26 protein-coding genes are annotated in these 23,416 nt (G+C 60.0%); 14 read left to right on the plus strand and 12 right to left on the minus strand.

The genetic code is table 11. The features are described 5' to 3' along the window. Nucleotide 1 precedes the first annotated feature (1 nt). Complete coding sequence (locus tag WNE31_RS09025; RefSeq protein ID WP_463407427.1) at nucleotides 2-664, plus strand: arylesterase; 663 nt, start codon at nucleotides 2-4, stop codon at nucleotides 662-664. Between the two features lie 72 nt (nucleotides 665-736). Here WNE31_RS09025 and WNE31_RS09030 read toward each other — a convergent pair whose 3' ends face one another. After that, on the minus strand, nucleotides 737-943 hold the full coding sequence (locus WNE31_RS09030) for a cold-shock protein (protein ID WP_349979413.1): 207 nt from the start codon (nucleotides 941-943) through the stop codon (nucleotides 737-739). Nucleotides 944-1,250: 307 nt separating this feature from the next. Between WNE31_RS09030 and WNE31_RS09035 the strand changes: the two genes are divergently transcribed. After that, complete coding sequence (locus WNE31_RS09035; protein ID WP_349979414.1) at nucleotides 1,251-2,573, plus strand: NAD(P)-dependent oxidoreductase; 1,323 nt, start codon at nucleotides 1,251-1,253, stop codon at nucleotides 2,571-2,573. A gap of 19 nt (nucleotides 2,574-2,592) precedes the next feature. Beyond that, complete coding sequence (gene preA / locus WNE31_RS09040; protein ID WP_349979415.1) at nucleotides 2,593-3,897, plus strand: NAD-dependent dihydropyrimidine dehydrogenase subunit PreA; 1,305 nt, start codon at nucleotides 2,593-2,595, stop codon at nucleotides 3,895-3,897. 228 nt (nucleotides 3,898-4,125) lie between these two features. On the opposite strand, the gene WNE31_RS09045 is transcribed toward preA, so the two are convergent. Further along, a complete protein-coding gene (locus tag WNE31_RS09045) occupies nucleotides 4,126-4,743 on the minus strand; it encodes a TetR family transcriptional regulator C-terminal domain-containing protein (RefSeq protein ID WP_349979416.1) in 618 nt (205 codons plus the stop codon). A 65-nt stretch (nucleotides 4,744-4,808) separates the two neighbouring features. Next, nucleotides 4,809-5,444 carry a TetR/AcrR family transcriptional regulator gene (locus WNE31_RS09050; protein WP_349979417.1) on the minus strand — a complete coding sequence of 212 codons (636 nt, stop codon included), beginning with the start codon at nucleotides 5,442-5,444 and terminating at the stop codon, nucleotides 4,809-4,811. 141 nt (nucleotides 5,445-5,585) lie between these two features. Here WNE31_RS09050 and WNE31_RS09055 point away from each other — a divergent pair, with 141 nt between their 5' ends. From WNE31_RS09055 to trxC, 7 genes are all read left to right on the plus strand, one after another. Then, complete coding sequence (locus WNE31_RS09055; protein ID WP_349979418.1) at nucleotides 5,586-6,836, plus strand: Zn-dependent hydrolase; 1,251 nt, start codon at nucleotides 5,586-5,588, stop codon at nucleotides 6,834-6,836. 97 nt (nucleotides 6,837-6,933) lie between these two features. Further along, on the plus strand, nucleotides 6,934-8,391 hold the full coding sequence (gene hydA, locus WNE31_RS09060; protein ID WP_349979419.1) for a dihydropyrimidinase: 1,458 nt from the start codon (nucleotides 6,934-6,936) through the stop codon (nucleotides 8,389-8,391). 72 nt (nucleotides 8,392-8,463) lie between these two features. Further along, nucleotides 8,464-9,249, plus strand: coding sequence for an ABC transporter ATP-binding protein (locus WNE31_RS09065; RefSeq protein ID WP_349979420.1), 786 nt, complete (start codon nucleotides 8,464-8,466; stop codon nucleotides 9,247-9,249). Then, nucleotides 9,249-10,136, plus strand: a complete 888-nt coding sequence (locus tag WNE31_RS09070) for an ABC transporter permease (protein WP_349979421.1) — start codon at nucleotides 9,249-9,251, stop codon at nucleotides 10,134-10,136. Before WNE31_RS09065 ends, WNE31_RS09070 begins: the two co-directional genes overlap by 1 nt. Beyond that, nucleotides 10,133-10,972: an ABC transporter permease gene (locus WNE31_RS09075; protein WP_349979422.1), complete on the plus strand. Its 840-nt coding sequence runs from the start codon at nucleotides 10,133-10,135 to the stop codon at nucleotides 10,970-10,972. Before WNE31_RS09070 ends, WNE31_RS09075 begins: the two co-directional genes overlap by 4 nt. A gap of 43 nt (nucleotides 10,973-11,015) precedes the next feature. Beyond that, nucleotides 11,016-12,005 carry an ABC transporter substrate-binding protein gene (locus WNE31_RS09080; RefSeq protein WP_349979423.1) on the plus strand — a complete coding sequence of 330 codons (990 nt, stop codon included), beginning with the start codon at nucleotides 11,016-11,018 and terminating at the stop codon, nucleotides 12,003-12,005. Between the two features lie 131 nt (nucleotides 12,006-12,136). Beyond that, the gene (gene trxC / locus WNE31_RS09085; protein WP_349979424.1) at nucleotides 12,137-12,568 is read left to right on the plus strand and encodes a thioredoxin TrxC; all 432 of its coding nucleotides are present in this window, start codon (nucleotides 12,137-12,139) and stop codon (nucleotides 12,566-12,568) included. 1 nt (nucleotide 12,569) lies between these two features. Here trxC and WNE31_RS09090 read toward each other — a convergent pair whose 3' ends face one another. Continuing rightward, nucleotides 12,570-13,721 (minus strand): geranylgeranyl reductase family protein, encoded by a 1,152-nt coding sequence (locus WNE31_RS09090; RefSeq protein WP_349979425.1) that lies wholly within the window; start codon nucleotides 13,719-13,721, stop codon nucleotides 12,570-12,572. A gap of 86 nt (nucleotides 13,722-13,807) precedes the next feature. Between WNE31_RS09090 and WNE31_RS09095 the strand changes: the two genes are divergently transcribed. Then, nucleotides 13,808-14,200 carry an acyl-CoA thioesterase gene (locus WNE31_RS09095; RefSeq protein WP_349979426.1) on the plus strand — a complete coding sequence of 131 codons (393 nt, stop codon included), beginning with the start codon at nucleotides 13,808-13,810 and terminating at the stop codon, nucleotides 14,198-14,200. Here WNE31_RS09095 and WNE31_RS09100 read toward each other — a convergent pair. From WNE31_RS09100 to WNE31_RS09110, 3 genes are all read right to left on the minus strand, one after another. Further along, nucleotides 14,197-14,790, minus strand: a complete 594-nt coding sequence (locus WNE31_RS09100) for a sugar transferase (RefSeq protein WP_349979427.1) — start codon at nucleotides 14,788-14,790, stop codon at nucleotides 14,197-14,199. The genes WNE31_RS09095 and WNE31_RS09100 overlap by 4 nt on opposite strands. Beyond that, a complete protein-coding gene (locus WNE31_RS09105) occupies nucleotides 14,784-15,929 on the minus strand; it encodes a DegT/DnrJ/EryC1/StrS family aminotransferase (RefSeq protein WP_349979428.1) in 1,146 nt (381 codons plus the stop codon). The genes WNE31_RS09100 and WNE31_RS09105 overlap by 7 nt, the downstream gene beginning before the upstream one ends. A gap of 147 nt (nucleotides 15,930-16,076) precedes the next feature. Continuing rightward, on the minus strand, nucleotides 16,077-16,325 hold the full coding sequence (locus tag WNE31_RS09110) for a hypothetical protein (RefSeq protein WP_349979429.1): 249 nt from the start codon (nucleotides 16,323-16,325) through the stop codon (nucleotides 16,077-16,079). Nucleotides 16,326-16,661: 336 nt separating this feature from the next. Between WNE31_RS09110 and WNE31_RS09115 the strand changes: the two genes are divergently transcribed. After that, nucleotides 16,662-16,862, plus strand: a complete 201-nt coding sequence (locus WNE31_RS09115) for a YgaP family membrane protein (protein ID WP_349979430.1) — start codon at nucleotides 16,662-16,664, stop codon at nucleotides 16,860-16,862. A 697-nt stretch (nucleotides 16,863-17,559) separates the two neighbouring features. On the opposite strand, the gene WNE31_RS09120 is transcribed toward WNE31_RS09115, so the two are convergent. From WNE31_RS09120 to ettA, 3 genes are all read right to left on the minus strand, one after another. After that, nucleotides 17,560-17,775: a hypothetical protein gene (locus tag WNE31_RS09120; protein ID WP_349979431.1), complete on the minus strand. Its 216-nt coding sequence runs from the start codon at nucleotides 17,773-17,775 to the stop codon at nucleotides 17,560-17,562. A gap of 16 nt (nucleotides 17,776-17,791) precedes the next feature. Continuing rightward, nucleotides 17,792-18,001 (minus strand): hypothetical protein, encoded by a 210-nt coding sequence (locus tag WNE31_RS09125; protein ID WP_349979432.1) that lies wholly within the window; start codon nucleotides 17,999-18,001, stop codon nucleotides 17,792-17,794. A gap of 165 nt (nucleotides 18,002-18,166) precedes the next feature. After that, complete coding sequence (gene ettA / locus WNE31_RS09130) at nucleotides 18,167-19,834, minus strand: energy-dependent translational throttle protein EttA (protein WP_349979433.1); 1,668 nt, start codon at nucleotides 19,832-19,834, stop codon at nucleotides 18,167-18,169. A gap of 189 nt (nucleotides 19,835-20,023) precedes the next feature. Between ettA and WNE31_RS09135 the strand changes: the two genes are divergently transcribed. Continuing rightward, the gene (locus WNE31_RS09135; RefSeq protein ID WP_349979434.1) at nucleotides 20,024-20,983 is read left to right on the plus strand and encodes a hypothetical protein; all 960 of its coding nucleotides are present in this window, start codon (nucleotides 20,024-20,026) and stop codon (nucleotides 20,981-20,983) included. Here WNE31_RS09135 and WNE31_RS09140 read toward each other — a convergent pair whose 3' ends face one another. Beyond that, on the minus strand, nucleotides 20,984-21,859 hold the full coding sequence (locus WNE31_RS09140) for a bifunctional helix-turn-helix transcriptional regulator/GNAT family N-acetyltransferase (protein ID WP_349979435.1): 876 nt from the start codon (nucleotides 21,857-21,859) through the stop codon (nucleotides 20,984-20,986). It lies immediately after the preceding gene. Between the two features lie 114 nt (nucleotides 21,860-21,973). Here WNE31_RS09140 and WNE31_RS09145 point away from each other — a divergent pair, with 114 nt between their 5' ends. Beyond that, nucleotides 21,974-22,573, plus strand: a complete 600-nt coding sequence (locus WNE31_RS09145; protein WP_349979436.1) for a nicotinate-nucleotide adenylyltransferase — start codon at nucleotides 21,974-21,976, stop codon at nucleotides 22,571-22,573. On the opposite strand, the gene WNE31_RS09150 is transcribed toward WNE31_RS09145, so the two are convergent. Continuing rightward, complete coding sequence (locus tag WNE31_RS09150) at nucleotides 22,566-23,411, minus strand: DMT family transporter (protein WP_349979437.1); 846 nt, start codon at nucleotides 23,409-23,411, stop codon at nucleotides 22,566-22,568. The two genes, WNE31_RS09145 and WNE31_RS09150, sit on opposite strands and share 8 nt — an antisense overlap. Nucleotides 23,412-23,416: the final 5 nt, after the last annotated feature.

Below are 23,416 nucleotides of genomic sequence, written 5' to 3' on the forward strand. Positions count from 1 at the left end.
GATGTGGTGTTCAAGGCTATATGGTGGCGTGACGGGCATGGGCAAGGCACTGGCACTGGTTTTCGCAGTTGCGTCGCCGGTTTCGGCGGAACAGATCGGTGTCGTGGCCTTTGGCGACAGCCTGACCCAGGGCTATGGCCTGATCGAACAGAACGGCTTTGTCCCGCAGATGCGGAAATGGCTGGCCGAGAACGGCGTCGATGTGCGTCTGGTCAATGCGGGTGTCTCGGGTGACACCACTGCGGGTGGCCTTGCGCGGATCGACTGGACCCTGACCGAGGATGTCGACGCGATGATCCTGACGCTTGGCGGTAATGATATGCTGCGCGGGCTGGACCCGGCCGTGTCTCGCGCGAACCTCGCGAGCATCCTCGACGCAGCCCGTACCCGCGATGTCGAGGTTCTTTTGGTGGGGATGACTGCGGCTGGCAATTACGGGCCCGATTACAAACAGGCCTTTGACGGGATGTATCCCGCTCTGGCCGCTGAATACGGCACACTGTTTCACGAAAATTTCTTTGCCGCTTTCGACAGCAGCGACCCCGCCGCCGTCGCTGGCCTCATGCAGCCGGACGGTATTCATCCCAACGCCGAAGGGGTGGCGCTGATCGTGAACGATCTGGGTCCGGATGTGCTGAAACTGCTGGAACGGGTGGCAGAGTAACGCTCTGCTCTTTTTCTTGGGTGAAATACCTTGGGGGTCCGGGGGCAAAGCCCCCGGCACGCGTAATGCGTCTTATACCAGCGACAGGTTGGTCGCGGCTTCACGGCCATTGCGGCCGGTTTCGAGTTCAAACTCGACTTTCTGGTTGTCGGCCAGGCCGGTCAGACCCGAACGTTCTACGGCCGAGATGTGTACGAACACGTCTTTGCCGCCGTTATCGGGCGCGATAAAGCCATAGCCTTTGGTGGTGTTGAACCATTTGACGGTACCTGTGGTCATCGTCATGTCTCCTGTTAATCAGCTGCCCACGGAATTGCGGCAGGTCGGCATAGTCAGTATTTGATCGAGTGACTGAGCCGGTGGGAACAGAAGGTCGAGTAACTTAACGCTGCACCGTGGATATGGGGCAGACTCGCCCTGTCTTCAACTGTTTTCTGATCTCCTTCGCGACATTTTGCTGGCCGCGTCGATCAATTTTTAGGCAGTCTTTCCCGCCAATTGCAAATTTTAATTTTTACCAGTTGATAAAAAAATAGAGTCATGAGAGCCTGATTCCAATAGCCAAACGATGAAATGGGGAGAAACCATGACCGCATCACCGTTGAGCGAAGGTGTCACAGCCGGGCGACTGACGTCCGAGCAACTGGCCGAAAACTTCGCGGATTTGCACCCGCGTCTGGACGATCACGAGGCCCTCGTGGCGGCGGATCGTTGCTACTTTTGCCATGACGCGCCCTGTATGACCGCCTGTCCGACCGATATTGATATCCCGCTGTTCATTCGCCAGATCGCCACTGGCACGCCCGAGGCGGCGGCGAAAACGATCCTGAGCCAGAACATCCTTGGCGGCATGTGCGCGCGGGTCTGCCCGACCGAGACCCTCTGCGAAGAGGTCTGCGTGCGCGAAGTGGCCGAGGGCAAGCCGGTCAAAATCGGTGAACTGCAGCGCTATGCCACCGACACGCTGATGGACGCTGGCGTACATCCGTTTGAACGTGACGCCCCCACCGGCAAGAAGATTGCCGTGGTCGGGGCCGGACCCGCCGGTCTGTCTGCGGCGCACCGCCTGGCGATGTATGGTCATGATGTGACCGTGTTCGATGCACGCCCCAAACCGGGCGGGCTGAACGAATTTGGCATCGCGTCCTATAAATCGGTCGACAATTTCGCCGCGCGCGAGGTCGACTGGCTCTTGTCCATTGGTGGCATCACGGTGGAAACCGGCAAGGCGCTGGGTGATGGCCTGTCGCTCGACAACCTCCAGGCCGAATTTGATGCCGTGTTCCTTGGCATCGGCCTTGGCGGCGTGAATGCGCTGCGCGTCGACGGGGAAGACAAGGACGGTGTCGATGACGCAGTCGATTTCATCGCGGACCTGCGTCAGGCTTCTGATCTGGGCAGCGTGCCCATCGGGCGCGACGTGGTGGTGATCGGCGGTGGCATGACCGCAGTGGACGCCGCCGTTCAGGCCAAACTTCTGGGCGCGCTGAATGTCTCGCTGGTTTATCGCCGTGGCCGTGACCGCATGAATGCCAGCGTCTTTGAACAGGATCTTGCCGCGTCCAAGGGCGTGCGGATCATCACCAATGCCTCGCCCAAGGCCGTAATCGGCAACGGGGCGGTGCGCGAGATCGAGTTTGAATATACCGACGACAACCTGACCCCGACCGGCCAGACGTTCCGGCTTGCCGCCGATCAGGTGTTCAAGGCAATTGGCCAGACGCTTGAAGGGGACGGGTTGCCCGATCTCGACGGGGGCAAGATCGCCGTCGATGGCACCGGGCGCACCAGCATTGATGGCGTCTGGGCAGGGGGGGACTGCGCCAGTGGTGGCGATGACCTCACCGTGACCGCCGTTGCCGAGGGCCGCGACGCGGCCGAAGACATCCACGCCGCGTTGTCGGCGTAAGCAGAGGGAGATCAGCAAAATGGCCAATCTCGAAAGCGATTTCATCGGGATCAAATCCCCCAACCCGTTCTGGCTTGCCTCGGCGCCGCCCACGGACAAGGAATACAACGTGCGCCGCGCCTTTGATGCGGGCTGGGGCGGTGCTGTCTGGAAAACCCTTGGCGAAGAAGGCCCGCCGGTCGTGAATGTCAACGGCCCGCGCTATGGCGCGATCCACGGCGCCCACCGCCGTCTTCTGGGGCTGAACAATATCGAACTCATCACCGACCGCCCGCTCGAGGTGAACCTCGAAGAAATGTTGCGGGTCAAGCGCGACTATCCCGACCACGCCCTGATCGCCTCGGTCATGGTGCCCTGTGAAGAAGACGCGTGGAAAAAGATCCTGCCGATGATCGCGGAAACCGGCTGTGACGGGTTCGAACTGAACTTTGGCTGCCCGCACGGCATGGCCGAACGCGGCATGGGCTCGGCTGTGGGGCAGGTGCCTGAATATATCGAAATGGTGACCCGCTGGGCCAAAGAGTCGACGGGCCTGCCGGTGATCGTCAAGCTGACGCCCAACATTACCAACATCCTTTATCCCGCCACGGCGGCGATGCAGGGCGGGGCCGATGCGGTCAGCCTCATCAACACGATCAATTCGATCACCTCGGTCAATCTCGACGTGATGTCGCCCGAACCCATGATCGACGGCAAGGGCACCCATGGCGGCTATTGTGGCCCGGCGGTGAAACCCATTGCCATGAACATGGTCGCCGAAATTGCCCGCAACCCCGAGACCGCGAAACTGCCCATTTCCGGCATTGGCGGCGTGACCACATGGCGTGACGCGGCCGAATTCATGGCGCTGGGCGCGGGTAATGTACAGGTCTGCACCGCGGCCATGACCTATGGCTTCAAAATCGTACAGGAAATGATCTCGGGCCTATCGCAGTGGATGGACGAAAAGGGCTATACCAACACCGCCGACTTTGTCGGCCTGGCCACGCCGAATGTCACCGATTGGCAGTATCTGAACCTCAACCACGTGACCAAGGCGGTCATCAACCAAGATGACTGTATCAAATGTGGCCGCTGCTACGCTGCCTGCGAGGACACCAGCCATCAGGCCATCGCAATGTCCGAGGACCGCGTCTTCACGGTCAAGGATGACGAATGCGTTGCCTGCAACCTGTGCGTCAATGTCTGCCCGGTCGATAACTGCATCACCATGCGGACGCTGGACGCGGGTGAAATGGACGAACGCACCGGCCAGCCGGTGTCGGCCGATTATGGCAACTGGCTTGCCCACCCGAACAACCCGTCGGTTCAGGCAGCAGAGTGAGGTCTCTGCCCGACCGATAGGCCTGTGCCCCTCGGGGCGCGGCCACTGCGAGACTCCTCCCGTGTCTTGCAAGACACCCGCCGCAGCCCGCCGCTGCGGCGGGTTCTTTTTGGGGGCAGATGGGGCGTGGGCATTAGGTGTTTCGAAAGGTATGGCGGCGCTGAGTTTTGTACAAACTGCACAATACCCCGCCCAGCTTGGTACAATCCGGACCAAACCGCCCCGTCGTCAGGGTGTCAGCAGTTTCCGGAACAGCGTGTCGAGATAGGCCTCGGCCCCGTCAAGACCACCGCTTTCGGCAGGCATCAGTACACGGACCTGCGCGTCGAAATCGGCGTAATGCTGTGTAGTGGACCAGATCGAAAAGATCAGGTGGCGCGGGTCGATCGTGGCGATCCGCCCGGCGTCGATCCAGCTTTGGATCAGGGCGGTTTTCTCGTCGAACAGCGGTTTCAGCCCGCTTTCCAGATGCGGCGCCATACGCGGCGCGCCCTGAAGTATCTCATTGGCAAACAAGCGGCTCTCCCGCGGAAAGGCGCGGGTCATCTCGACCTTGCGGTGCACATAACGCAGGATTTCGTCCAGGGGTGCGCCCTCGGGGTCAAGCTGTTCCAATGGCTCAAGCCAGCTTTCCATCAACTGGTTCAGCAGGGTGACGTGGATTTCTTCTTTTCCACTGAAATAATAAAGAATATTTGGCTTCGACAGCCCCGCCTCCTCGGCGATCTGGTCCAGCGTCGCGCCGCGATACCCATGCCGCGAAAACACCTCGAGCGCCGCATCCAGAATGCGTTTCCGGTTGCGCACCTGTATCCGGCTGGGCTTTTTCGCTTGTGTTGTAGGCATTTGGCGGGCGTCCTTCGGGGTTGAATGCGGACTTTACGGCAGCCGCAATGTGGCGTCCAGCACTCTCAGGAAGTGACGCCGATCCCGCGCAGGATGATCTCTTTGACGCTTTGCTTGGCTTCTTCCCATTGCCCGTCCGAAAGCGGCGCGCCCCCGTTGAGGGTTTCGATCTGGTGGCCGAAATCGGCATAATGCTGGGTCGTGGCCCAAAGCATGTAAAGCAGGTGGTTGGGGTTGACCGGCGCCATGCGGCCTTCGGCGATCCAGCGCCGGATAATGGCAGCGCGGCCCTCGGTCCACTCCATCAGCGTGGTCTCGAGATAGTCCTGGATCACCGGCGCGCGGTGCATGACTTCGCTGGCCCAGACCTTGGACCCTGCGGGATGGCGACGAGAGATTTCCATCTTGGCGTCGATGTAAGCCCCGATTCCCTCGGCCGGGCCGTCGGCATTGTCAAAGGTGTCGGCGGCCTGAAGCCAAATCTGAAAGATGTTCTGCACCACCTGCCGGTAGAGCGCTTCCTTGGTGGGAAAATAGTAGTGCAGGTTGGCCTTGGGCAGGCCCGCGACATCTGCGATCAACTGCATGGTGGCCCCGCCAAACCCCGCCTCGGCAAAGACTTTTTCCGCTGCTGACAAAATAAGCGTTTCGCTTTCCTGGCGGCGTTCTTTTTTGCTGTTGCTGCGCGATGCTTGTGGCATGTCAAAAATCCGTTTCAGAAAAATCTTGACCGGTTGGTCAGACTGTGGTGCCCTGAACTTGACCATACGGTCAGGATCAATCTGATGGCAAGAGGCCCACTGAGAAAGGGCCCGCATCACGACAGACAAGGGAGTGTCGACATGGCCGCACCAGGCGAGAACCTCAAGATCAACGGCGATCGGCTGTGGGACAGCCTGATGGAGATGGCCAAGATCGGCCCCGGCGTGGCGGGCGGCAACAACCGCCAGACCGTGACCGATGAAGACGGTGAAGGCCGCGCGCTGTTCCAGACCTGGTGTGAAGAGGTCGGCTGCACCATGGGGCTGGATACCATGGGCAACATGTTCGCCGAATATCCCGGCACCGACCCCGAGGCTTTGCCGGTCTATATCGGATCACATCTGGATACGCAGCCGACGGGCGGCAAATATGACGGGGTACTGGGTGTTCTTGGCGGGTTGGAAGTGTTGCGCACGATCCGCGACCTTGGAATCAAGACCCGTCGCCCCATCGTGGTGACCAACTGGACCAACGAGGAAGGCACGCGCTTTGCCCCGGCGATGCTGTCCTCGGGCGTGTTTGCGGGCATTCATACCGAGGATTGGGCCTATGACCGCGAAGACGCGGAAGGGCTGAAATTCGGGGACGAGTTGAAGCGCATCGGCTGGTGCGGGGATGAACCCGTGGGTCAGCGCAAGATGCACGCCATGTTCGAGTTGCATATCGAACAGGGCCCGATCCTTGAGGCCGAAGGTAAGGATATCGGCGTTGTCACACATGGTCAGGGCCTGTCATGGACGCAAGTCACGATCGAGGGCAAGGACGCGCATACCGGTTCGACCCCGATGCCGATGCGCAAGAATGCGGGGCTTGGCATGGCGCGCGTGTTGGAAAAGGTGGACGAGATCGCGCTTAGCCATGCGCCCCACGCGGTGGGCGCTGCGGGGCATATCGACGTCTATCCCAATTCGCGCAACGTGATCCCCGGCAAGGTCGTGTTCACGGTCGATTTCCGCAGCCCGGAACTGGACGTGATCACCGACATGGAAAACCGTCTGCGGGTCGAGGGCCAGAAGATCGCCGATGAAATCGGGCTGACGATTTCCTTCGAAAAGGTCGGCGGGTTCGACCCCGTGAAATTCGACGAGGGCTGTGTGACGGCTATCCGCAGCGCGGCAGAGCGGCTGGGTTATTCGCATATGGATATCATTTCCGGCGCGGGCCATGATGCCTGCTGGATCAACCAGGTGGCACCGACCGCGATGATCATGTGCCCCTGTGTCGATGGCCTGTCTCATAACGAGGCCGAGGAAATTTCCAAGGACTGGGCCGCGGCGGGCACGGATGTGCTGATGCATGCGGTGCTGGAAACGGCGGAAATCGTGGAGTGATCGCATAGGGCCGGAGCGGGGGCCAGCCCCCGCGCCCCCGGAGTATTTTTGACAAGATGAAGCATGGGGTGGACCCTTGCCGACAGGGAGAGAATAGATGGGAAGCAAAGTCATCAAGGGCGGCACCGTCGTGACCGCAGACCTCACATATGAAGCGGACGTTCTGGTCGAGGGCGGTGTCATCACCGAGATTGGCAAAGATCTGAAGGGCGACGAGGTGCTGGACGCAACAGGCTGTTACGTGATGCCAGGCGGGATCGACCCCCACGTGCACCTCGAGATGCCGTTCATGGGCACCTATTCCAGCGACGATTTCGAGTCTGGCACGCGGGCCGGTCTGGCGGGCGGCACCACGATGGTGGTTGATTTCTGTCTGCCCAACCCGGGCGAAAGCCTGCTGGATGCCATCAAGCGGTGGGACAATAAATCGACCCGCGCGAACTGTGACTATTCCTTCCACATGGCGGTGACCTGGTGGGGCGAGCAGGTTTTCAATGACATGAAAACCATTGTCGAGGATCGCGGCATCAACACTTTCAAGCATTTCCTCGCCTATAAAGGTGCGTTGATGGTGAATGATGACGAGCTTTACGCCAGCTTCAACCGTCTGGCCGAGTTGGGCGGGATCGCCATGGTGCATGCCGAGAACGGCGATGTCGTGGCCGAGATGACCGCAAAACTGTTGGCCGAGGGCAATACCGGCCCCGAGGCGCATGCCTATTCGCGCCCCAGCCAGGTCGAGGGCGAGGCCACCAACCGCGCGATCATGATTGCCGATATGGCGGGCGTGCCGCTTTATGTGGTGCATACTTCCTGCGAAGAGGCGCACGAGGCGATCCGCCGGGCGCGTATGCAAGGCAAACGCGTCTGGGGCGAGCCGCTGATCCAGCATCTGACGCTGGACGAGAGTGAGTATTTCAACAAGGATTGGGACCACGCCGCGCGTCGCGTGATGTCGCCCCCGTTCCGCAACAAGAAGCATCAGGACTCACTTTGGGCGGGCCTGCAATCGGGGTCACTCTCGGTTGTGGCTACCGACCATTGTGCCTTTACGACCGAACAGAAACGCTATGGCGTGGGTGATTTCAGCAAGATCCCCAATGGGACCGGTGGTCTTGAGGACCGTATGCCGATGTTGTGGACCCATGGCGTGGCGACCGGGCGTCTGACCCCGAATGAATTCGTCGCTGTGACTTCGACCAATATCGCCAAGATCCTGAACTGTTACCCAAAGAAGGGCGCCGTTCTTGTTGGGGCGGATGCCGACCTTGTGGTGTGGGATCCTGAGAAAGAAAAGACCATTTCGGCCGGCAGCCAGCAATCGGCGATTGATTACAACGTGTTCGAAGGCCACCACGTGAAGGGCCTGCCGCGCTTTACCCTGACCCGCGGTCAGGTCGCGGTGAATGACGGGGCGATCCAGACGCAGGAAGGCCACGGCAAATTCGTGGCGCGCGAGGCCAACACCACCGTGAACCGTGCGCTGTCCACCTGGAAAGAGCTGACCGCACCACGTCCGGTCGAACGCTCTGGCATTCCTGCGACGGGCGTATAAACAACCAGCACCCCGGCCAAACGTGCGGTCGGGGTGCCAACAAGCAAGCCACAAGGCCAGCGGAGCGAGATTTTGACGAACGACCCCGTAATCAGCGCGAAAAACCTGTCGCTGACATTCCAGACCAACGATGGCCCTGTCCATGCGTTGAAAGACGTGACCCTTGATATCAACAAGGGCGATTTCGTGAGCTTTATCGGCCCGTCAGGCTGTGGCAAGACGACGTTCCTGCGGGTGATGGCCGATTTGGAGAAACCCACCGCTGGCGAGATCACCGTGAACGGGGTCAGCCCCGAGGAGGCGCGCAAGGCGCGGGCTTATGGGTACGTGTTCCAGCACGCGGGGCTGTATCCGTGGCGTACGATTGGCGGCAATATCCGCCTGCCGCTTGAAATCATGGGCGTCAGCAAGGACGAACAGGATGCGGCGGTCAAAGAGGTGCTGGAGCTGGTCCATCTGGACAATTTCGAGAACAAGTTCCCTTGGCAACTGTCGGGCGGGATGCAGCAGCGCGCCTCGATCGCGCGGGCGCTGGCCTTTCATGCCGATATCCTCTTGATGGACGAACCTTTCGGGGCGCTGGACGAAATCGTGCGCGATCACCTCAACGAACAGGTGCTCGAACTCTGGGCGCGGACCAACAAGACCATCGGTTTCGTGACCCACTCGATCCCCGAGGCAGTGTATCTCTCGACCAAGATCGTGGTGATGAGCCCGCGTCCGGGCCGGATCACGGACGTGATCGAAAGCACGCTGCCGAAAGAGCGTCCGCTGGAAATCCGTGACACGCCGGAATTTATCGAGATTGCCCACCGCGTGCGCGACGGGCTGCGCGCCGGGCACGAGGATGACGCGTAATGGCGGCGCTTTGGTATAGGGTGGGGCCGGTGATCGCGGTGGTGATCGCGATTTTCGTCCTCTGGTATGCGGGCGCGGTCGCGCTCAATTCCGCATGGGCGCATGACAAGGCCAAACGGGCCGGGGTGGAGTTGACCACCTCGGAACTGATTGCCGACACGATGAGCCAGAAAAAACCCAAGCTGCCCGCGCCGCATCAGGTGGGGGCAGAGATCTGGAAAACTACGGGGGCCATGGTCGCCCGGGGCAAAGCGTTTTCGAAACGGTCCCTGATCTATCACAGCTGGATTACGCTCAGTTCGACCTTGTTGGGCTTTGCCATGGGCACGGCGCTGGGCATCGCGCTGGCGGTCGGGATCGTCTATAACCGCACGATGGACATGAGCGTGATGCCGTGGGTCATCGCCTCGCAGACCATTCCGATCCTCGCGATTGCGCCAATGATCATCGTTGTGCTGAACGCTGTGGGCATTTCCGGGCTGATCCCCAAGGCGGTGATCTCGATGTATCTGTCCTTTTTCCCCGTGGTCGTGGGCATGGTGAAAGGGCTGCGCAGCCCGGATCACATGCAACTGGACCAGATGAAGACCTGGAACGCCAATGCATCGCAGGAATTCTGGAAGCTGCGGCTGCCGTCGTCGATGCCGTTCCTGTTCACGTCACTGAAGGTGGCGATGGCCGCATCGCTGGTTGGGGCCATTGTGGGTGAACTACCCACGGGGGCTGTTGCCGGACTAGGCGCGCGTCTGCTGGGCGGCAGTTACTATGGCCAGACGATCCAGATCTGGAGTGCCCTTCTGGTGGCCGCGGCCCTAGCGGCGGCGCTGGTCGGGCTGATTGGGTGGATCCAGAACATCGTTCTGAAACGCATGGGGATGGCGCGATGACTCTGGTAATTCTTGGTTTTGTCACGTGGTTTGCCGGCTGGCGCCTGAATGTCTGGCTGGCCAACAAGCCCCGCACATCCTTTACCCGTCTGGCGGTGCCGATCATCTTTGGCGTGACCCTGATCCTTATGTGGGAACTGTTCGTGCGCGGTCTCGAGATTTCTCCGGTGCTGTTGCCACCCCCGTCGATGATCGCGACCGCCTTTGCCGAGTCGACGGACATTCTCTGGGAAGATTTCGTCCAGACCGTCATAAAGGGGGCCCTGTCGGGATATGTCATCGGGTGCGGTTCAGCCTTCCTGACTGCGATTGCGATTGACCGGTTCCCATTCCTGCAGCGGGGTCTGCTGCCGGTGGGCAATTTCGTGGCCGCGCTGCCGATCATCGGCATGGCGCCGATCCTTGTAATGTGGTTCGGGTTCGACTGGCAATCCAAGGCGGCGGTGGTCGTGGTGATGGTGTTCTTCCCGATGCTGGTGAACACGGTGCAGGGGCTTCAGGCGACGGACCACATGCAGCGCGACCTGATGCGCACCTATGCGGCCAGCTATGCCCAAACCTTGATCAAACTCCGTCTGCCTGCGGCGATGCCGTTCATTTTTAATGGTCTGAAAATCGCGTCGACCCTTGCCTTGATCGGGGCAATCGTGGCTGAATTCTTCGGGTCGCCCATCAAGGGCATGGGGTTCAGGATTTCGACGTCGGTCGGACAACTGGCGCTGGATCTTGTCTGGGCAGAGATCGTGGTCGCCGCGGTCGTGGGCTCGGCCTTTTACGGAGGCGTGGCCCTTTTGGAAAAAGCGGTGACCTTCTGGCACCCATCACAACGAGGCTGACAACAGCCCGCAACACATGAAGTTCAACAAGGAGAGTGTAATAATGAAAACCCTAGCAAAAACCCTTGGCGCCGCCGCGCTTGGCTTTGCAGCCAGCATGGCCCAGGCCGCCGATGACGTCACGCTTCAGCTGAAATGGGTCACCCAATCCCAGTTTGCCGGCTATTACGTCGCACAGGACAAAGGCTTTTACGAAGAAGAGGGCCTCAATGTCACTATCAAGCCCGGTGGCCCGGATATCGCCCCGACGCAGGTGATCGCAGGGGGCGGGGCCGATGTGACCGTCGAATGGATGCCGGCCGCTTTGGCCGCGCGTGAAAAAGGTCTGCCTCTGGTCAACATCGCGCAGCCTTTCAAGTCGTCGGGCATGATGCTGACCTGCCGCAAGGATGCCGGCATCGCGTCGACCGACGATTTCAAGGGCAAGACCCTTGGTGTCTGGTTCTTCGGCAACGAATTCCCGTTCCTGAGTTGGATGAGCAAACTGGGCTACTCCACCGATGGCGGTGACGATGGCGTGACCGTGCTCAAGCAGGGCTTCAATGTGGACCCGATCCTGCAAGGCCAGGCCGCGTGTGTTTCGACCATGACGTATAACGAATACTGGCAGGTGATCGACGCGGGCCTGACCCCCGATGACCTCATGGTGTTCAAATACGAAGATCAGGGCGTCGCCACGCTTGAAGACGGTCTTTACGTTCTGGAAGAAAAGCTGGCCGATCCTGCCTTTGAGGACAAGATGGTTCGCTTCGTGCGGGCTTCGATGAAAGGTTGGAAATGGGCCGAGGAAAACCCTGAAGATGCCGCGATGATCGTTCTGGACAACGACGCCTCGGGCGCACAGACCGAAGAGCACCAGATCCGTATGATGGGCGAAGTGGCCAAGCTGACCGCAGGGTCGAATGGCGCACTGGATCCAGCCGATTACGAGCGTACGGTTGAAAGCCTGCTGTCCGGTGGTTCGGACCCTGTCATCACCAAGAAACCGGAAGGCGCATGGACCCATGCGATCACCGACAAGGCGCTGAACTAAGCGTCAGACCGCGGGGAGCAACGCGGGGATGGGCCAGGGGGAAACCTCTGGCCCATTTTTGTGGCAGGGGTTCCATTCGCGGGGGCGCTTCATATATAACGAAAAATGAATATATATGCGGAGTTTCAGATATGAGCGGCAAAAAACTGACCTGTCTTGAGTGTGGGCAAGTGAACCGCGTGCCCGCGGACAAGCTGGGCGCAGGTCCCAAATGCGGCACCTGTGGGGCCGGATTGATGTCCCCCAAGGTGGCCGAAGTCGATTTGGCCACGCTGCAAAAGGCGGCGCGCCATGACGATGTGCCGCTTGTCGTGGATTTCTGGGCCCCATGGTGTGGCCCGTGTCGGCAGATGGCGCCTCAGTTCAAGCAGGCGGCGCAGGAGTTGAGCGGGCTGGCGCGTCTGGTCAAGCTGAACACCGAAGATCATCCACAGGCTGGCATGAAGTACGGCATCCGTGGAATCCCGACCATGGCCGCCTTTGCCGGTGGGCGAGAAAAAGCCCGTCAATCCGGGGCAATGCCTGCGGCCAATATCGTGTCTTGGGTGCGCCAGAGCGTGTGATCTAGCGCCGGAAGCGGTTGAGCACGTAGCGAGGCAGGCGCCGCGCGACAGCCAACGCCAGTTCGGGATATTCCACCTCTCCGGCCAGAAGACGCATGTACATCATGCGTACGGTGCCCGAGCGCCGGAAGGTGCCTGTAAAGGCGCCTTGCCACCGGGGCGCGAAAATGATCCGTCGCAGCCGCCGCGCAATCCGCAAGGACCGATGCATCTCGCGCAGGGATGTCTTGTAGCGGTCCAGCGCGGTTGACGGGGCGTTGTCGGTCAGCGCGTCGATTGCGGCCTGCGCCGCCAGCTGACCGCTTTTCATGGCAAAGGCGATGCCCTCTCCGGTGATCGGATCGACCAGCCCCGCCGCATCCCCCGTCAACAGGATATTGTCGCGTCCGGGCGTCTCGCGGAAATCGCCAAAGGGCAGGTGGTGCCCCTTGAACCGCTTCTGGTCAGGGTCCAGCCCAAGGCTGTCCAGGTAGTCGGACATGCGCGCCTTCAGATCGGGGTTTGGGTCGCGTAATCCGCCCACGCCCACGGTGGTTGACCCCTGCTTGGGAAAAGACCAGCCATAGCCCCACGTCGCAGCAGCAAAATCAATGCGCAAAGGGTGCTCGGCCGGGTTTTGTTCATCTGGCGTAGCCTCGATTTCAAGGCCAAAGCCGATGGTCTGCGTGTCGAACGCCTTGCCAAACAGATGCCGTGCTGTGATCGAATTGACCCCGTCCGCCCCGATGATCACGCGCGCGCCAAATCGCGTGCCGTCGCGCAGCGTGACGCTGGTGTCGTCTATCCCGGAAATGGCGCGCCCTGTGAGGTCCGTGGCCCCGGCCGCACAGGCATGTTCGAACAGCGTATTGTCGAGGTCTTTGCGCATGGTCAGATTGAAAGCAGGCACGTCTTCAAGCCGGGCCAGTCGCACACCGTCATGCCAGAACTCGATCGCATCGCGCGTCACGGTACAGCTGGGATCAAAGGGGCGGCCGAAAATCTCTTGGTAGTAGGTCCGGCTGCGCCCCGTAAACAGCCCGCCACACAGCTTGTCACGCGGAAAACGCGCCTTGTCGAGCAACCCCACGCGCAGGCCCGATTTCGCCGCCCAGCACGCCGCCGCACTGCCCGCCGGTCCGGCACCGATCACGAGGATGTCGAAATTCTGCATGGCCTACCTTTCGTCCCCGTGCTTCTACCAGCTTTTCGCTCGCAATCCAGCAGGTTAGGATGGGTCAAAGACAAGAGGATCGTGTCATGACAGAAGAAATCTATCCCAGCGGAGAGGCGACCTTGCGCACCGTGGCCATGCCGTCGGATGTGAATGTCAACGGAGACATATTCGGGGGCTGGGTTCTGGCGCAGATGGACATTGCCAGCGGTATAATCGCGGCGCAACGGGCGCAGGGGCGCGTGACCACCGTGGCGGTTGATGCGATGAAGTTCATCCGCCCCGTCGCCGTGGGGGATATCCTCTGCGTCTGGGCTTGGGTCGAACGGATCGGGCGCAGTTCGATGGGGATCCGCATCGAAGCTTGGGTCGTCCGCCATCGCAATCGGGCCAAGGAAAAGGTGACCGAGGCGGTGTTCACCTATGTGGCGATTGACGAAGAGGGCAAGCCACGTCCGGTTCCGCCAGAGGCGTCCTAGTTAAAAATCTTGCCGATTGTGCGCAGGATCAGTGAGAGGTCGGTGAAAAAACCCTGCTGGTCGGCATATTTGCGGATGTAGACGGCTTTTTCCGGCAGCACCTGTTCGAGATAAGCGCGTTCGGGGTCATCGCTATTCGCGATCAGGCTACTTTCGTCGATATATTCGAGCGAGGCAAAGTCGGTGATTCCGGGACGCAGGCCTGCCATAACCTCTTGCAGGTCGGGCGGGTATTGCGCGAACAGATGAGGAACCTCGGGGCGCGGGCCGACCATGCTCATCTGTCCGAACAGGACGTTGACCAACTGCGGCAACTCATCCAGCTTGGTTTTGCGCAAAAACCGGCCGCTCTGGGTGATGCGATTGTCCTCCCCCGTTGTGATCGCGCTGTCATTCCCATGTGGCCGGTTACGCATGCTGCGGAATTTGAAAATGCGAAAGGTCTTGCGGTCCTTCCCGACGCGTTCTTGCCGGAAAAAGATGGGCCGTCCGTCATCGATCAGAATGAACAGGGCCGCACCGATCAGAAGGGGTGAAAACACCACAAGGCCAAATAGTGAGGAAAGAATGTCGAATATGCGCTTCAGCACGCCAGGGCCTCTTTCAGGGCACCAACCACCTCGTCCACCTCGGCGCGGGACATAGTCGGAAACAGCGGCAGGGTCAGGCATCCTTCGAAATAGGCATCGGCGGCTGGATAGCCCTCGTGCGCAAGGATCGCCGCCCCGGACCAGTAGGTCAGCTTATGCAGCGGCGTGTAATGCACCGAGTACCCGATCTGGCGGGCTGCGAACAACTCGGTCACCTGCCGGCGCGCTTCGAGCCCGCCATGCAGGCGCACCGGATAGATGTGCCACGAATGGGTGTCTTCCGATGACGGGCGCGGTGGCAGGTCAAGCGGCAACCCCTGCAAAGCGGCGTCATACCAACCTGCGGCTCTTGTCCGGCCCAGTCGCATCGCGTCCACGTGGGCCAGTTGGTGCCGTCCAAGCGCAGCCGCGAAATCGGTCATGTTGTATTTGAACCCGGCCTCGATCACGTCATAGCGCCATTGGTCGTTTCGCGTGGTGAAACGCGCAAAGGAATCCCGGTCGATGCCATGGGTGCGCATGGTGCGAATACGGGCGGCAACGGCCGTGTCCCGCGTGACAACCATGCCGCCTTCTCCGGTGGTCATGGTCTTGTTCGCATAGAAGCTGAACACCGCCACGTCCGAGGCAAAAGACCCGATATGTTTTGGACCGATCCGGGACGGGATGGCGTGGGCCGCGTCCTCGATCAGGGGAATGCCGCGCGCCGCACAGGTCTCGGCCAGATCGGTCAGGTCAACGGGATAGCCGCCGAAATGCACGAACATGACCGCCTTGGTGCGCGGGCTCAGCGCGGCTGTGACCTTGTCCAGATCCGCCCCCAGCGTGTTCGGATCCATATCCACCAGAACGACGCGCGCGCCAAGGTAAGCGGCAACTTCTGCCGTGGCGGTAAAGGTCAGGGTCGGCACGATGACCTCGTCACCGGGTCCAACACCCACCGCCTCAAGTGCAAGATGCAGTCCGGCGGTGGCCGAGTTGACGGTCACGGCATGGGTTTCACCCCCGACATAGCTGGCAAATTCCGCCTCGAATGCCGCGCATTGGGGGCCGGATGTCAGCCAGCCCGAGCGCAGCACATCGGCCACGGTGTTTACGGCATCTTCGGAGAGGTCGGGGCGGAAAAAGGGTACGGGCATGCGTTGCATCTCCGGGGGTGGGAGTCTGCCGATAACCTAACTGAATGCATGTGCGGGTGCACCCCGTTTGTGCGGGCTTGTTCTGTTTTCGTTGTAGAGGAAGGGGAATGTCTGCGGCGAAAGGGGACGGGAACGCCGCAGACATTTTCAGTATCCAGCAGCCTGTCTTGTGGCTGCGGGGTCATGGCTGTCGGCCTCGTCACCGGGGGGCGCGGTCAGCGCGTGGCGAGCAGTGTCCAACAGCCAGAGGAAGAGGAAAAAGGCAATTGGATAGCCGACAGCAAAGCCGAGATAGGTCGTAACCGCCTGCAAGACGCCATTTTCCAGAACCACGATCTGAACAGCGGCCATGAAAAGGCCGATCATGCTGCAGATGAAGATCAAAACAATGGCCATCAAAGCCTCCTGCCTTCGACGCGGGGACAGATGCGTCGTTCCTGTGTGTCCAAGCCACCAGCAGAATGCGTCAACAATAAGGCGCCCCTGCGGCGTGAATTGGTCAGTCCGTGAATGAGCGGTTTTCCGCAACTTCGCAGCCAGAAGTTAACCTAGGGTAAATTTCTTTGAGGGCCAGAGGAAAATTGTCCGTTTTGTACAACCTCTGGGGCGGGATTGTACAAAACGGTCAGGGGTGATCAAAAAGCATTCTTTTTATTGAATGTGTTTTCGAAATATCGTAAACCACCCTGGAACACGCCGCGCCGCCGCGGCCACCAGATAAGGAAGTTTCTCATGTCTCTTGATCGCACCGTCATGGCCTTCGCCGGTTTCATGGTCCTGCTGAGCGTCGTGCTCACCGTTTATGTGTCACCGCTGTGGATGTGGTTCACGGTCTTCATCGGCGCCAACCTGATCCAGTCGGCCTTTACCGGATTTTGCCCCGCAGCCATCATCTTCAAAAAGCTGGGCGTGAAAGAAGGCACCGCGTTTTAAGCGAACCGACACCTGAATTGGAAAGGCCCTGCCAGTTGGTGGGGCTTTTTTGTTGGGAGAGTTTTAACCTTTGCCAGCGATGATCGGGTATGTCCCGGCATCTGCGCTCCAAGGTCTGCCCATTTTCTTCACCGTCGCGCTGACATAGCGGGGTGGACGGTTGTTGGTGGGCGAGGTCGGGATATTGCGAGAGGCCGTCCGCGTGACGCGGGCGCGCCCGCTGTTCGAAATTGATGCGTGAGTCGTGTTGCCGAACGACATGCAGGCGGTGTGTCGGTTGCCGGAGGGGGATGGGAACTCTTCGCACCGTTGTGATGCTATCAAGGCGCAGTTTGCAAAAATGTGCGCCGCATGGTGGGGTGCAAAACCGGCCTACAACAGACGGGTCGCGTGGGTAGCGCGTCCTATCGAGTTGGACAGACTGTGAAACGCGCGAAGCAGGATGCCGACGTCTGGAACGCCGGGTCTGAGAACACCAGATCCGAGACGCGGATGATTACGCGGCCCGTATCCGGTATTGCTGGTCCAATCCGGTGAAACACGGATTGGTCCCCCGCGCGGTGGCTTGGCCCTATTCCTCGCTTCACCGAGATATCCGTTTGGGGCAGGTCGAACCGGAGTTTACCGGAGAAAAGGCGGCCGGGCATTGTGAGGAATCTATGTAGAGTCGGCTGGCAACCTACCTGTGGCTGGTTCGTTACTCTGTCAATTTTCTCAGTTTCGATTGATCCAAGAGTTTCGCGAATTCCTGCATATATTTGTTAACAGATCTATTTTGCATCAACTCGACTGCAGCCATCTGTCCCACCGCTGAAAACGCTGCTTCCCAAGCTTGAGCCCCGTTTTCCTTGAACGCCTGTTTCGATTCTTCAAAACAGCGGTCGGCCAATAGTGCTTCGACCAAGTCTGCCATTTTTCTGTTTAGTGAGTCAGCGGTTCCCTGAGTGAGGGAAACCACCTTGCCAGCATCCGGATGTTTCGAAGAGTGACGAGCTCCATTGTGCCATGTCGATGCGATCCAGATCTGTTGTTTGCTTGACCAGGCGGTCTGACATCTTGGCTGAGGCAGGTTCTGCAATCGCTTCTTTACAAAATACAAAAACCGCAGCGGTTAAGATCGATGGAAAAAGCTGATTCATGGTTTCGCCTGTAGCTTTGGAAATAAGATACGTGCAGCCATGGGAAACAATGCGCGTGAAATATCTCCTTGCAGTGTGGTTTATTCTAGTTTGTGTGCAAGGTTTGTTACGCCATTGCATTGCCAGACGACAAAAAAAGGGCGGCCCTTGAGCCGCCCTTTTGAATTACCGCGTAAACTTCTTGTGCTTCAAGCGCTTGGGCTCCAACGCATCCGGTCCCAGTCTCCGCTTTTTGTCCTCTTCATAATCTTCGAAGTTGCCTTCGAACCACTCCACGTGGGCGTCGCCTTCGAAGGCGAGGATGTGGGTACAGATCCGATCGAGGAAGAAGCGGTCGTGCGAGATGACGACGGCGCAGCCGGCGAAGTCAACAAGCGCGTCTTCGAGGGCACGCAGGGTTTCGACGTCCAGATCGTTGGTCGGTTCGTCGAGCAACAAGACGTTGCCGCCTTCTTTCAACAGACGCGCCATGTGGACTCGGTTGCGTTCCCCGCCCGACAGCAGGTTCAGTTTCTTCTGCTGGTCGCCGCCCTTGAAGTTGAAGGACGAGCAATAGGCGCGGCTGTTCACTTGCGCGTCGCCCAGTTCGATGATCTCGGCGCCGCCCGAGATGGCCTCCCACACGGTGTCGTTGTCGTTCAGGTCATCGCGTGACTGGTCGACATAGGAGAGTTGTACCGTGTCGCCATAAGTGACCGAGCCGCTGTCGGGCTGTTCCTGACCGGTCAGCATCTTGAACAGGGTCGATTTACCGGCGCCGTTGGGGCCGATCACGCCGACGATGCCGCCGGGGGGCAGGCTGAACGAAAGGTCTTCAATCAGTTGCTTGTCGCCATAGTGTTTGGCGATGTTTTCGACCTCGATCACCTTGGAGCCAAGGCGCGGGCCGTTGGGGATGACGATCTGGGCGCGGGTGATTTTCTCGCGCTCGGATTGCGACGCCAGTTCGTTATAGGCGTTGATCCGGGCCTTCTGTTTGGCCTGACGGGCCTTTTGACCCTGACGCATCCATTCAAGTTCGCGTTCCAGCGTTTTCTGCTTGGACTTGTCCTCGCGGGCCTCTTGCTCAAGCCGTTTGGCCTTTTGTTCGAGCCATGCGGAATAGTTGCCCTCGTAGGGAATGCCGCGGCCGCGGTCGAGTTCGAGGATCCAGCCGGTGATGTCATCAAGGAAATACCGGTCGTGGGTTACGCAGAGGATGGTGCCCTTGTAGTCGATCAGGTGCTGTTGCAGCCATGCGATGGTTTCGGCGTCGAGGTGGTTGGTCGGTTCGTCAAGCAACAGCATGTCAGGCGCTTCGAGCAGCAGCTTGCAGAGCGCGACGCGGCGTTTCTCACCGCCCGAGAGTTTCGAGACATCGGCGTCATCGGGCGGGCAGCGCAGGGCCTCCATCGAAACATCGACCTGTGCGTCGAGATCCCAGAGGTTTTCCGAATCGATGCTGTCCTGAAGGGTAGTCATCTCTTCCATCAGCTCGTCCGAGTAGTTCTCGGCCATTTCCATGGCGATCTGGTTGAAGCGGTCGACCTTGGCCTTTTTCTCGGCCACACCCAGCATGACGTTTTCGCGCACGGTCAGCGATTCATCCAGCTGCGGTTCCTGCGGGAGATAACCGACCTTGGCGCCCTCGGCGGCCCATGCTTCACCGGTGAAATCGGTATCGAGACCGGCCATGATCTTCATCAGGGTCGATTTACCGGCGCCGTTGACGCCGACAACACCGATCTTGACGCCGGGCAGGAACGACAGGTGAATGTTCTCAAAGCACTTCTTGCCGCCGGGATAGGTCTTGGAAACCCCCTGCATGTGGTAGACGTATTGATAGGATGCCATGGGTTGCGACTCCGCTTGGGTAAAACTGTGTTGCCGGTTGTGATAGCGAATGGTCGCACGAGGGGCAATGCAGGGAAGGGCGCGCGGTGTCTTTCCGTGCGGGGCGGGCTGCGCTGCTTCGCCGATTGACAACGCGCCGGTGCCACGCCACACCGTCCCGAACCTTCAATTGACGAGATACATTACGCAATGCGCCGGCTTTGGATCCATATCGGTCACGACAAGACGGGATCGTCGTATCTGCAGGCGCTATTTGCGCGCAACCTTGATTTGCTGGCCGCGCAGGGGATCGGATATCCGGTGCGCAAGGAGCTGATCGAACCGGCGATTATGGGGATCACGACCTCGGGCACGGAACATGGTGACGATCTTGAGGACCGGATCGCGGCGATCCCCGACGGGCAGGATGTGTTGCTGAGTTACGAAGGGTTCTTCAATAGCCTGGCCGAGCAGCATGAAACGGAACTGGCGCGCTGGCGCATGTGGTGTGACCGGTTCGGCTTTGCCTCGGTGCATGTGCTGCTGTTCACGCGCAATCCCATCGGGCATGCGACTTCGTCCTACATGCAGATCGTGCGCGCGCACGGGGGGACAGGGCCGCTGGACACCTATGTGAGCCGGTACAACCGTCCGTTCATCGTTATGAAGGTGCTGCAGCGCTTACAGGCCGAGGCCTGCGTCGGGTCGATCACGGTGCGCAATTATTCGCAGGTGCGCGGGAGCCTGGCCGACGAGGTGATTGCATGGTTGCCGGTCGAGCCCGGGGTGCGCTTTGAAGAAAACAAAGGTGAGGTCATCAACCGGGGCCTGACCGATGCCGAGATGATCGTGACGCGCTGGATCAATAAACGGTCCCCGGGACTGGGGCGTCAATTTGCAATCCAGGCGCAGCGGTCTTTTCCGGATCTGAAACCGTCCAAGGTTTGGCCCAGCTATGTCGCGCAACAACAGTTGCAGCGCAAGAATGCCAAGGCGATGGCGGCAGTGAACCAGATGGCAGGGGATATGGGACGGTACGAGTTCGACGTGCGCGAGCCCCATGAAGAGGACCGCAATCCGGTCCAAATCACCTTGACGGCCCTGCGGATGAGCGGAGCATGGGCCTTTGCGCGGTTCAAGGCGAAGGTAGGCCGGCTATTGCGGCGCTGATCACAGGTGTTTTTCGAAAAAATGGTCGGGATAGGGATCGTCGTTAAAGCGGTCGATTTCCGTCCAGCCGGTGTTTCGGTACAGGGCAACCGCCTCGGGCAGAGCCGAGTTTGTGTCGAGCCTGAGCGTTGTGATGCCAAGGTCACGGGCCACCTCCTCGACCCGGTGCATCAGACGGTGCGCCATGCCAAGACCGCGCGCCGACGGAGACACCCAAAGGCGCTTGATCTCGGCAAAATCCTTGTCCGTGCCTTTGAGACCGACGCAACCAAGAGGCATGCCGTCTGAAAACGCCACGATGAAGGTGCCGCGCGGGCGCAGCATGTCGGCGGCGTCGGGATCGCGACTGAGATTCACGTCAAAGCCAGTCTTAAAGCGGCGCGCCAGTTCATCGTAATAGGCATGCAGGCAAAAGAGTGCATCAGGACTGCGCGGGTCGGTTTCGCGCAGCACCACTTCGTCTTGCCCCAGCGCCGAGGCGATCAGGTCCATGGCCTGTAGCAGGGTTTCCGACGACACGTGCCGATCAAGAAGGTCGCGCGCCTGTGCGTTTGACAGGGCGTCATAAGCTGCCAGTTCGGTCTGTCCTGCCTTGGTCAGTTCGGCGACGCGGCGGCGCCCATCCTGGGGTGCTATGTGCAATGTAATCAGGCCCTCGTCCTGTAGCGATTTGAGAAGTCGGCTGAGCACGGTTTTGTCGAGCCCCAGATAAACCCGCAGCGTTTCGAGATCGCCGCCCTTGTGGCCGATGGCGTGAATCACACGGGCCGGACCCAGTGGACGCCCGCGCCCCAGAAAAGACTGGTCCAGCGCCCCGGTGGCACGAGTGACGGCCCGGTTAAAGCGGCGGATACGTGCAATCGGATCAAGAGACATTTGTTTACCTGTGTCAACTAATTTGGTCACACTACGAAATTTCCTATCTGCGTCAATAGGCAAAGCGCCGTTGTGTTGTTGTCACGCGCGGGGCAGCGCAGTACATCCGGTGCCATGCTTGGCGCAACGGGGAAATATCGGGGACTGTCCATCGGGTTGCTTGGGGGGTCGTTCGACCCGCCGCACGAAGGCCATGTCCACATCACGCGCGAGGCCCTGCGCCGGTTTGATTTGGATCGCGTGTGGTGGCTGGTCTCTCCGGGCAACCCGCTGAAATCCGAGGGGCCGGCCGCTTTGTCGCGGCGGATAACGGCGGCGCAGAAGATGATGCAGCATCCCAAGGTCGAGATTTCCGATTTCGAAAGCCGCGCGGGCACACGGTATACAGCCGAGACCGTGGCGACCCTGCAGCAGGCTTATCCAAGGGTGCGCTTTGTCTGGTTGATGGGGGCGGATAACCTGGCGCAGTTTCATCTTTGGAAGGACTGGCGCGAGATCATGGCGCGGGTGCCAGTGGGGGTGTTGGCCCGCCCCGGTGACCGGATTGGCGCCCGCAGTGGCATGGCGGCGCGGATCTATGCGCCCTATCGCTTGAAGGCGCGTGAAAGCCGGTTGCTGGCGCATGCAGAGGCTCCAGCTTGGTGTTTCGTGAATATGCCGATGCAGGATGTGAGTTCCACGGAGCTGCGCAAGACCGGCCGCTGGGTCAGGTAGCGGCGCGGCGGGGCCGGTTCAGCAGGGCCGAGGCCAGACCTGCTCCGATGATCAGGCAAAGGCCGGTGACGGTCAGAAGATCGGGCAAGTCCGCGAAGACAAGCCAGCCAAGCGCGACCGCCGAAATCAGTTGGAAATAGACGTAGGGTGCAAGCGTTGTTGCATCCGCCTTGGCATAGGCGAACAGCAAGAGAAAGTTTCCGCCCATCGAGAATATGGCGCTGGCAAAGGTCAGCCCGATGATGGCAGGGGTGAGGTCGGGCACCAGCGCGAAACAGAAGGGGGTCATGACCAGGGCGCTCAGGAACAGTTGCGTGAACAACAGGCTGCCGGGGCGGCCCACGGCGGCAAGCCAGCGCGAAGAGGTCAGGAAGGCCCCGTAGAACAGCCCTGCCAGCAGAGCAAAGCCGATACCGGGAACGGGGGCATATCCGGGCCGGACCACCAGCAAAACCCCCGCAAACCCGAGCACCATCAGGGCCGAGCGCGCAAACGTGACACGTTCGCCCAGAAACAGGATCGACAGCACATAGCTGAAAATCGGTCCGACGAAAAAGGCCGCAAACACATCGGCCACGGGGGCGGTTTGAAGCGCGAACTGGATCGAGGTGATGCCGCCTGTCAGCAGGAGCGCGCGAAACCAGATCCGCCAGTCCCGCATCAGGCGGATTGTGTCAGCCCGCACCAGCGGCAGGGCGATCAGGCTGCCCAGAAGAAACCGCGACCACGCCACGTAGAGCGGGCTGGCCTCGTGCGCAGAGGTCAGCAGCTTGCCCGCAGTATCGCCCGCGGGGATCATCGACATGGCGACGAACATGATGAGAAGGGCTTGCCACATGACGC

The organism is Shimia fortis (assembly GCF_040225985.1).
In the GTDB taxonomy this organism is placed as follows: Bacteria; Pseudomonadota; Alphaproteobacteria; order Rhodobacterales; family Rhodobacteraceae; genus Shimia.

Excerpts from the sequence above, each read along its gene's own strand:
- hydA (WP_349979419.1), top strand. The coding sequence starts at position 6,934 with ATGGGAAGCAAAGTCATCAAGGGCGGCACCGTCGTGACCGCAGACCTC.
- preA (WP_349979415.1), top strand. The coding sequence starts at position 2,593 with ATGGCCAATCTCGAAAGCGATTTCATCGGGATCAAATCCCCCAACCCG.
- trxC (WP_349979424.1), top strand. The coding sequence starts at position 12,137 with ATGAGCGGCAAAAAACTGACCTGTCTTGAGTGTGGGCAAGTGAACCGC.
- WNE31_RS09115 (WP_349979430.1), top strand. The coding sequence starts at position 16,662 with ATGTCTCTTGATCGCACCGTCATGGCCTTCGCCGGTTTCATGGTCCTG.
- WNE31_RS09135 (WP_349979434.1), top strand. The coding sequence starts at position 20,024 with ATGCGCCGGCTTTGGATCCATATCGGTCACGACAAGACGGGATCGTCG.
- WNE31_RS09025 (WP_463407427.1), top strand. The coding sequence starts at position 2 with ATGTGGTGTTCAAGGCTATATGGTGGCGTGACGGGCATGGGCAAGGCA.
- WNE31_RS09075 (WP_349979422.1), top strand. The coding sequence starts at position 10,133 with ATGACTCTGGTAATTCTTGGTTTTGTCACGTGGTTTGCCGGCTGGCGC.
- WNE31_RS09095 (WP_349979426.1), top strand. The coding sequence starts at position 13,808 with ATGACAGAAGAAATCTATCCCAGCGGAGAGGCGACCTTGCGCACCGTG.
- WNE31_RS09150 (WP_349979437.1), bottom strand. The coding sequence starts at position 23,411 with ATGTGGCAAGCCCTTCTCATCATGTTCGTCGCCATGTCGATGATCCCC.
- WNE31_RS09125 (WP_349979432.1), bottom strand. The coding sequence starts at position 18,001 with ATGAATCAGCTTTTTCCATCGATCTTAACCGCTGCGGTTTTTGTATTT.
- WNE31_RS09145 (WP_349979436.1), top strand. The coding sequence starts at position 21,974 with ATGCTTGGCGCAACGGGGAAATATCGGGGACTGTCCATCGGGTTGCTT.
- ettA (WP_349979433.1), bottom strand. The coding sequence starts at position 19,834 with ATGGCATCCTATCAATACGTCTACCACATGCAGGGGGTTTCCAAGACC.
- WNE31_RS09120 (WP_349979431.1), bottom strand. The coding sequence starts at position 17,775 with ATGGCAGACTTGGTCGAAGCACTATTGGCCGACCGCTGTTTTGAAGAA.
- WNE31_RS09035 (WP_349979414.1), top strand. The coding sequence starts at position 1,251 with ATGACCGCATCACCGTTGAGCGAAGGTGTCACAGCCGGGCGACTGACG.
- WNE31_RS09050 (WP_349979417.1), bottom strand. The coding sequence starts at position 5,444 with ATGCCACAAGCATCGCGCAGCAACAGCAAAAAAGAACGCCGCCAGGAA.
- WNE31_RS09055 (WP_349979418.1), top strand. The coding sequence starts at position 5,586 with ATGGCCGCACCAGGCGAGAACCTCAAGATCAACGGCGATCGGCTGTGG.
- WNE31_RS09110 (WP_349979429.1), bottom strand. The coding sequence starts at position 16,325 with ATGGCCATTGTTTTGATCTTCATCTGCAGCATGATCGGCCTTTTCATG.
- WNE31_RS09105 (WP_349979428.1), bottom strand. The coding sequence starts at position 15,929 with ATGCCCGTACCCTTTTTCCGCCCCGACCTCTCCGAAGATGCCGTAAAC.
- WNE31_RS09140 (WP_349979435.1), bottom strand. The coding sequence starts at position 21,859 with ATGTCTCTTGATCCGATTGCACGTATCCGCCGCTTTAACCGGGCCGTC.
- WNE31_RS09030 (WP_349979413.1), bottom strand. The coding sequence starts at position 943 with ATGACCACAGGTACCGTCAAATGGTTCAACACCACCAAAGGCTATGGC.
- WNE31_RS09090 (WP_349979425.1), bottom strand. The coding sequence starts at position 13,721 with ATGCAGAATTTCGACATCCTCGTGATCGGTGCCGGACCGGCGGGCAGT.
- WNE31_RS09045 (WP_349979416.1), bottom strand. The coding sequence starts at position 4,743 with ATGCCTACAACACAAGCGAAAAAGCCCAGCCGGATACAGGTGCGCAAC.
- WNE31_RS09070 (WP_349979421.1), top strand. The coding sequence starts at position 9,249 with ATGGCGGCGCTTTGGTATAGGGTGGGGCCGGTGATCGCGGTGGTGATC.
- WNE31_RS09080 (WP_349979423.1), top strand. The coding sequence starts at position 11,016 with ATGAAAACCCTAGCAAAAACCCTTGGCGCCGCCGCGCTTGGCTTTGCA.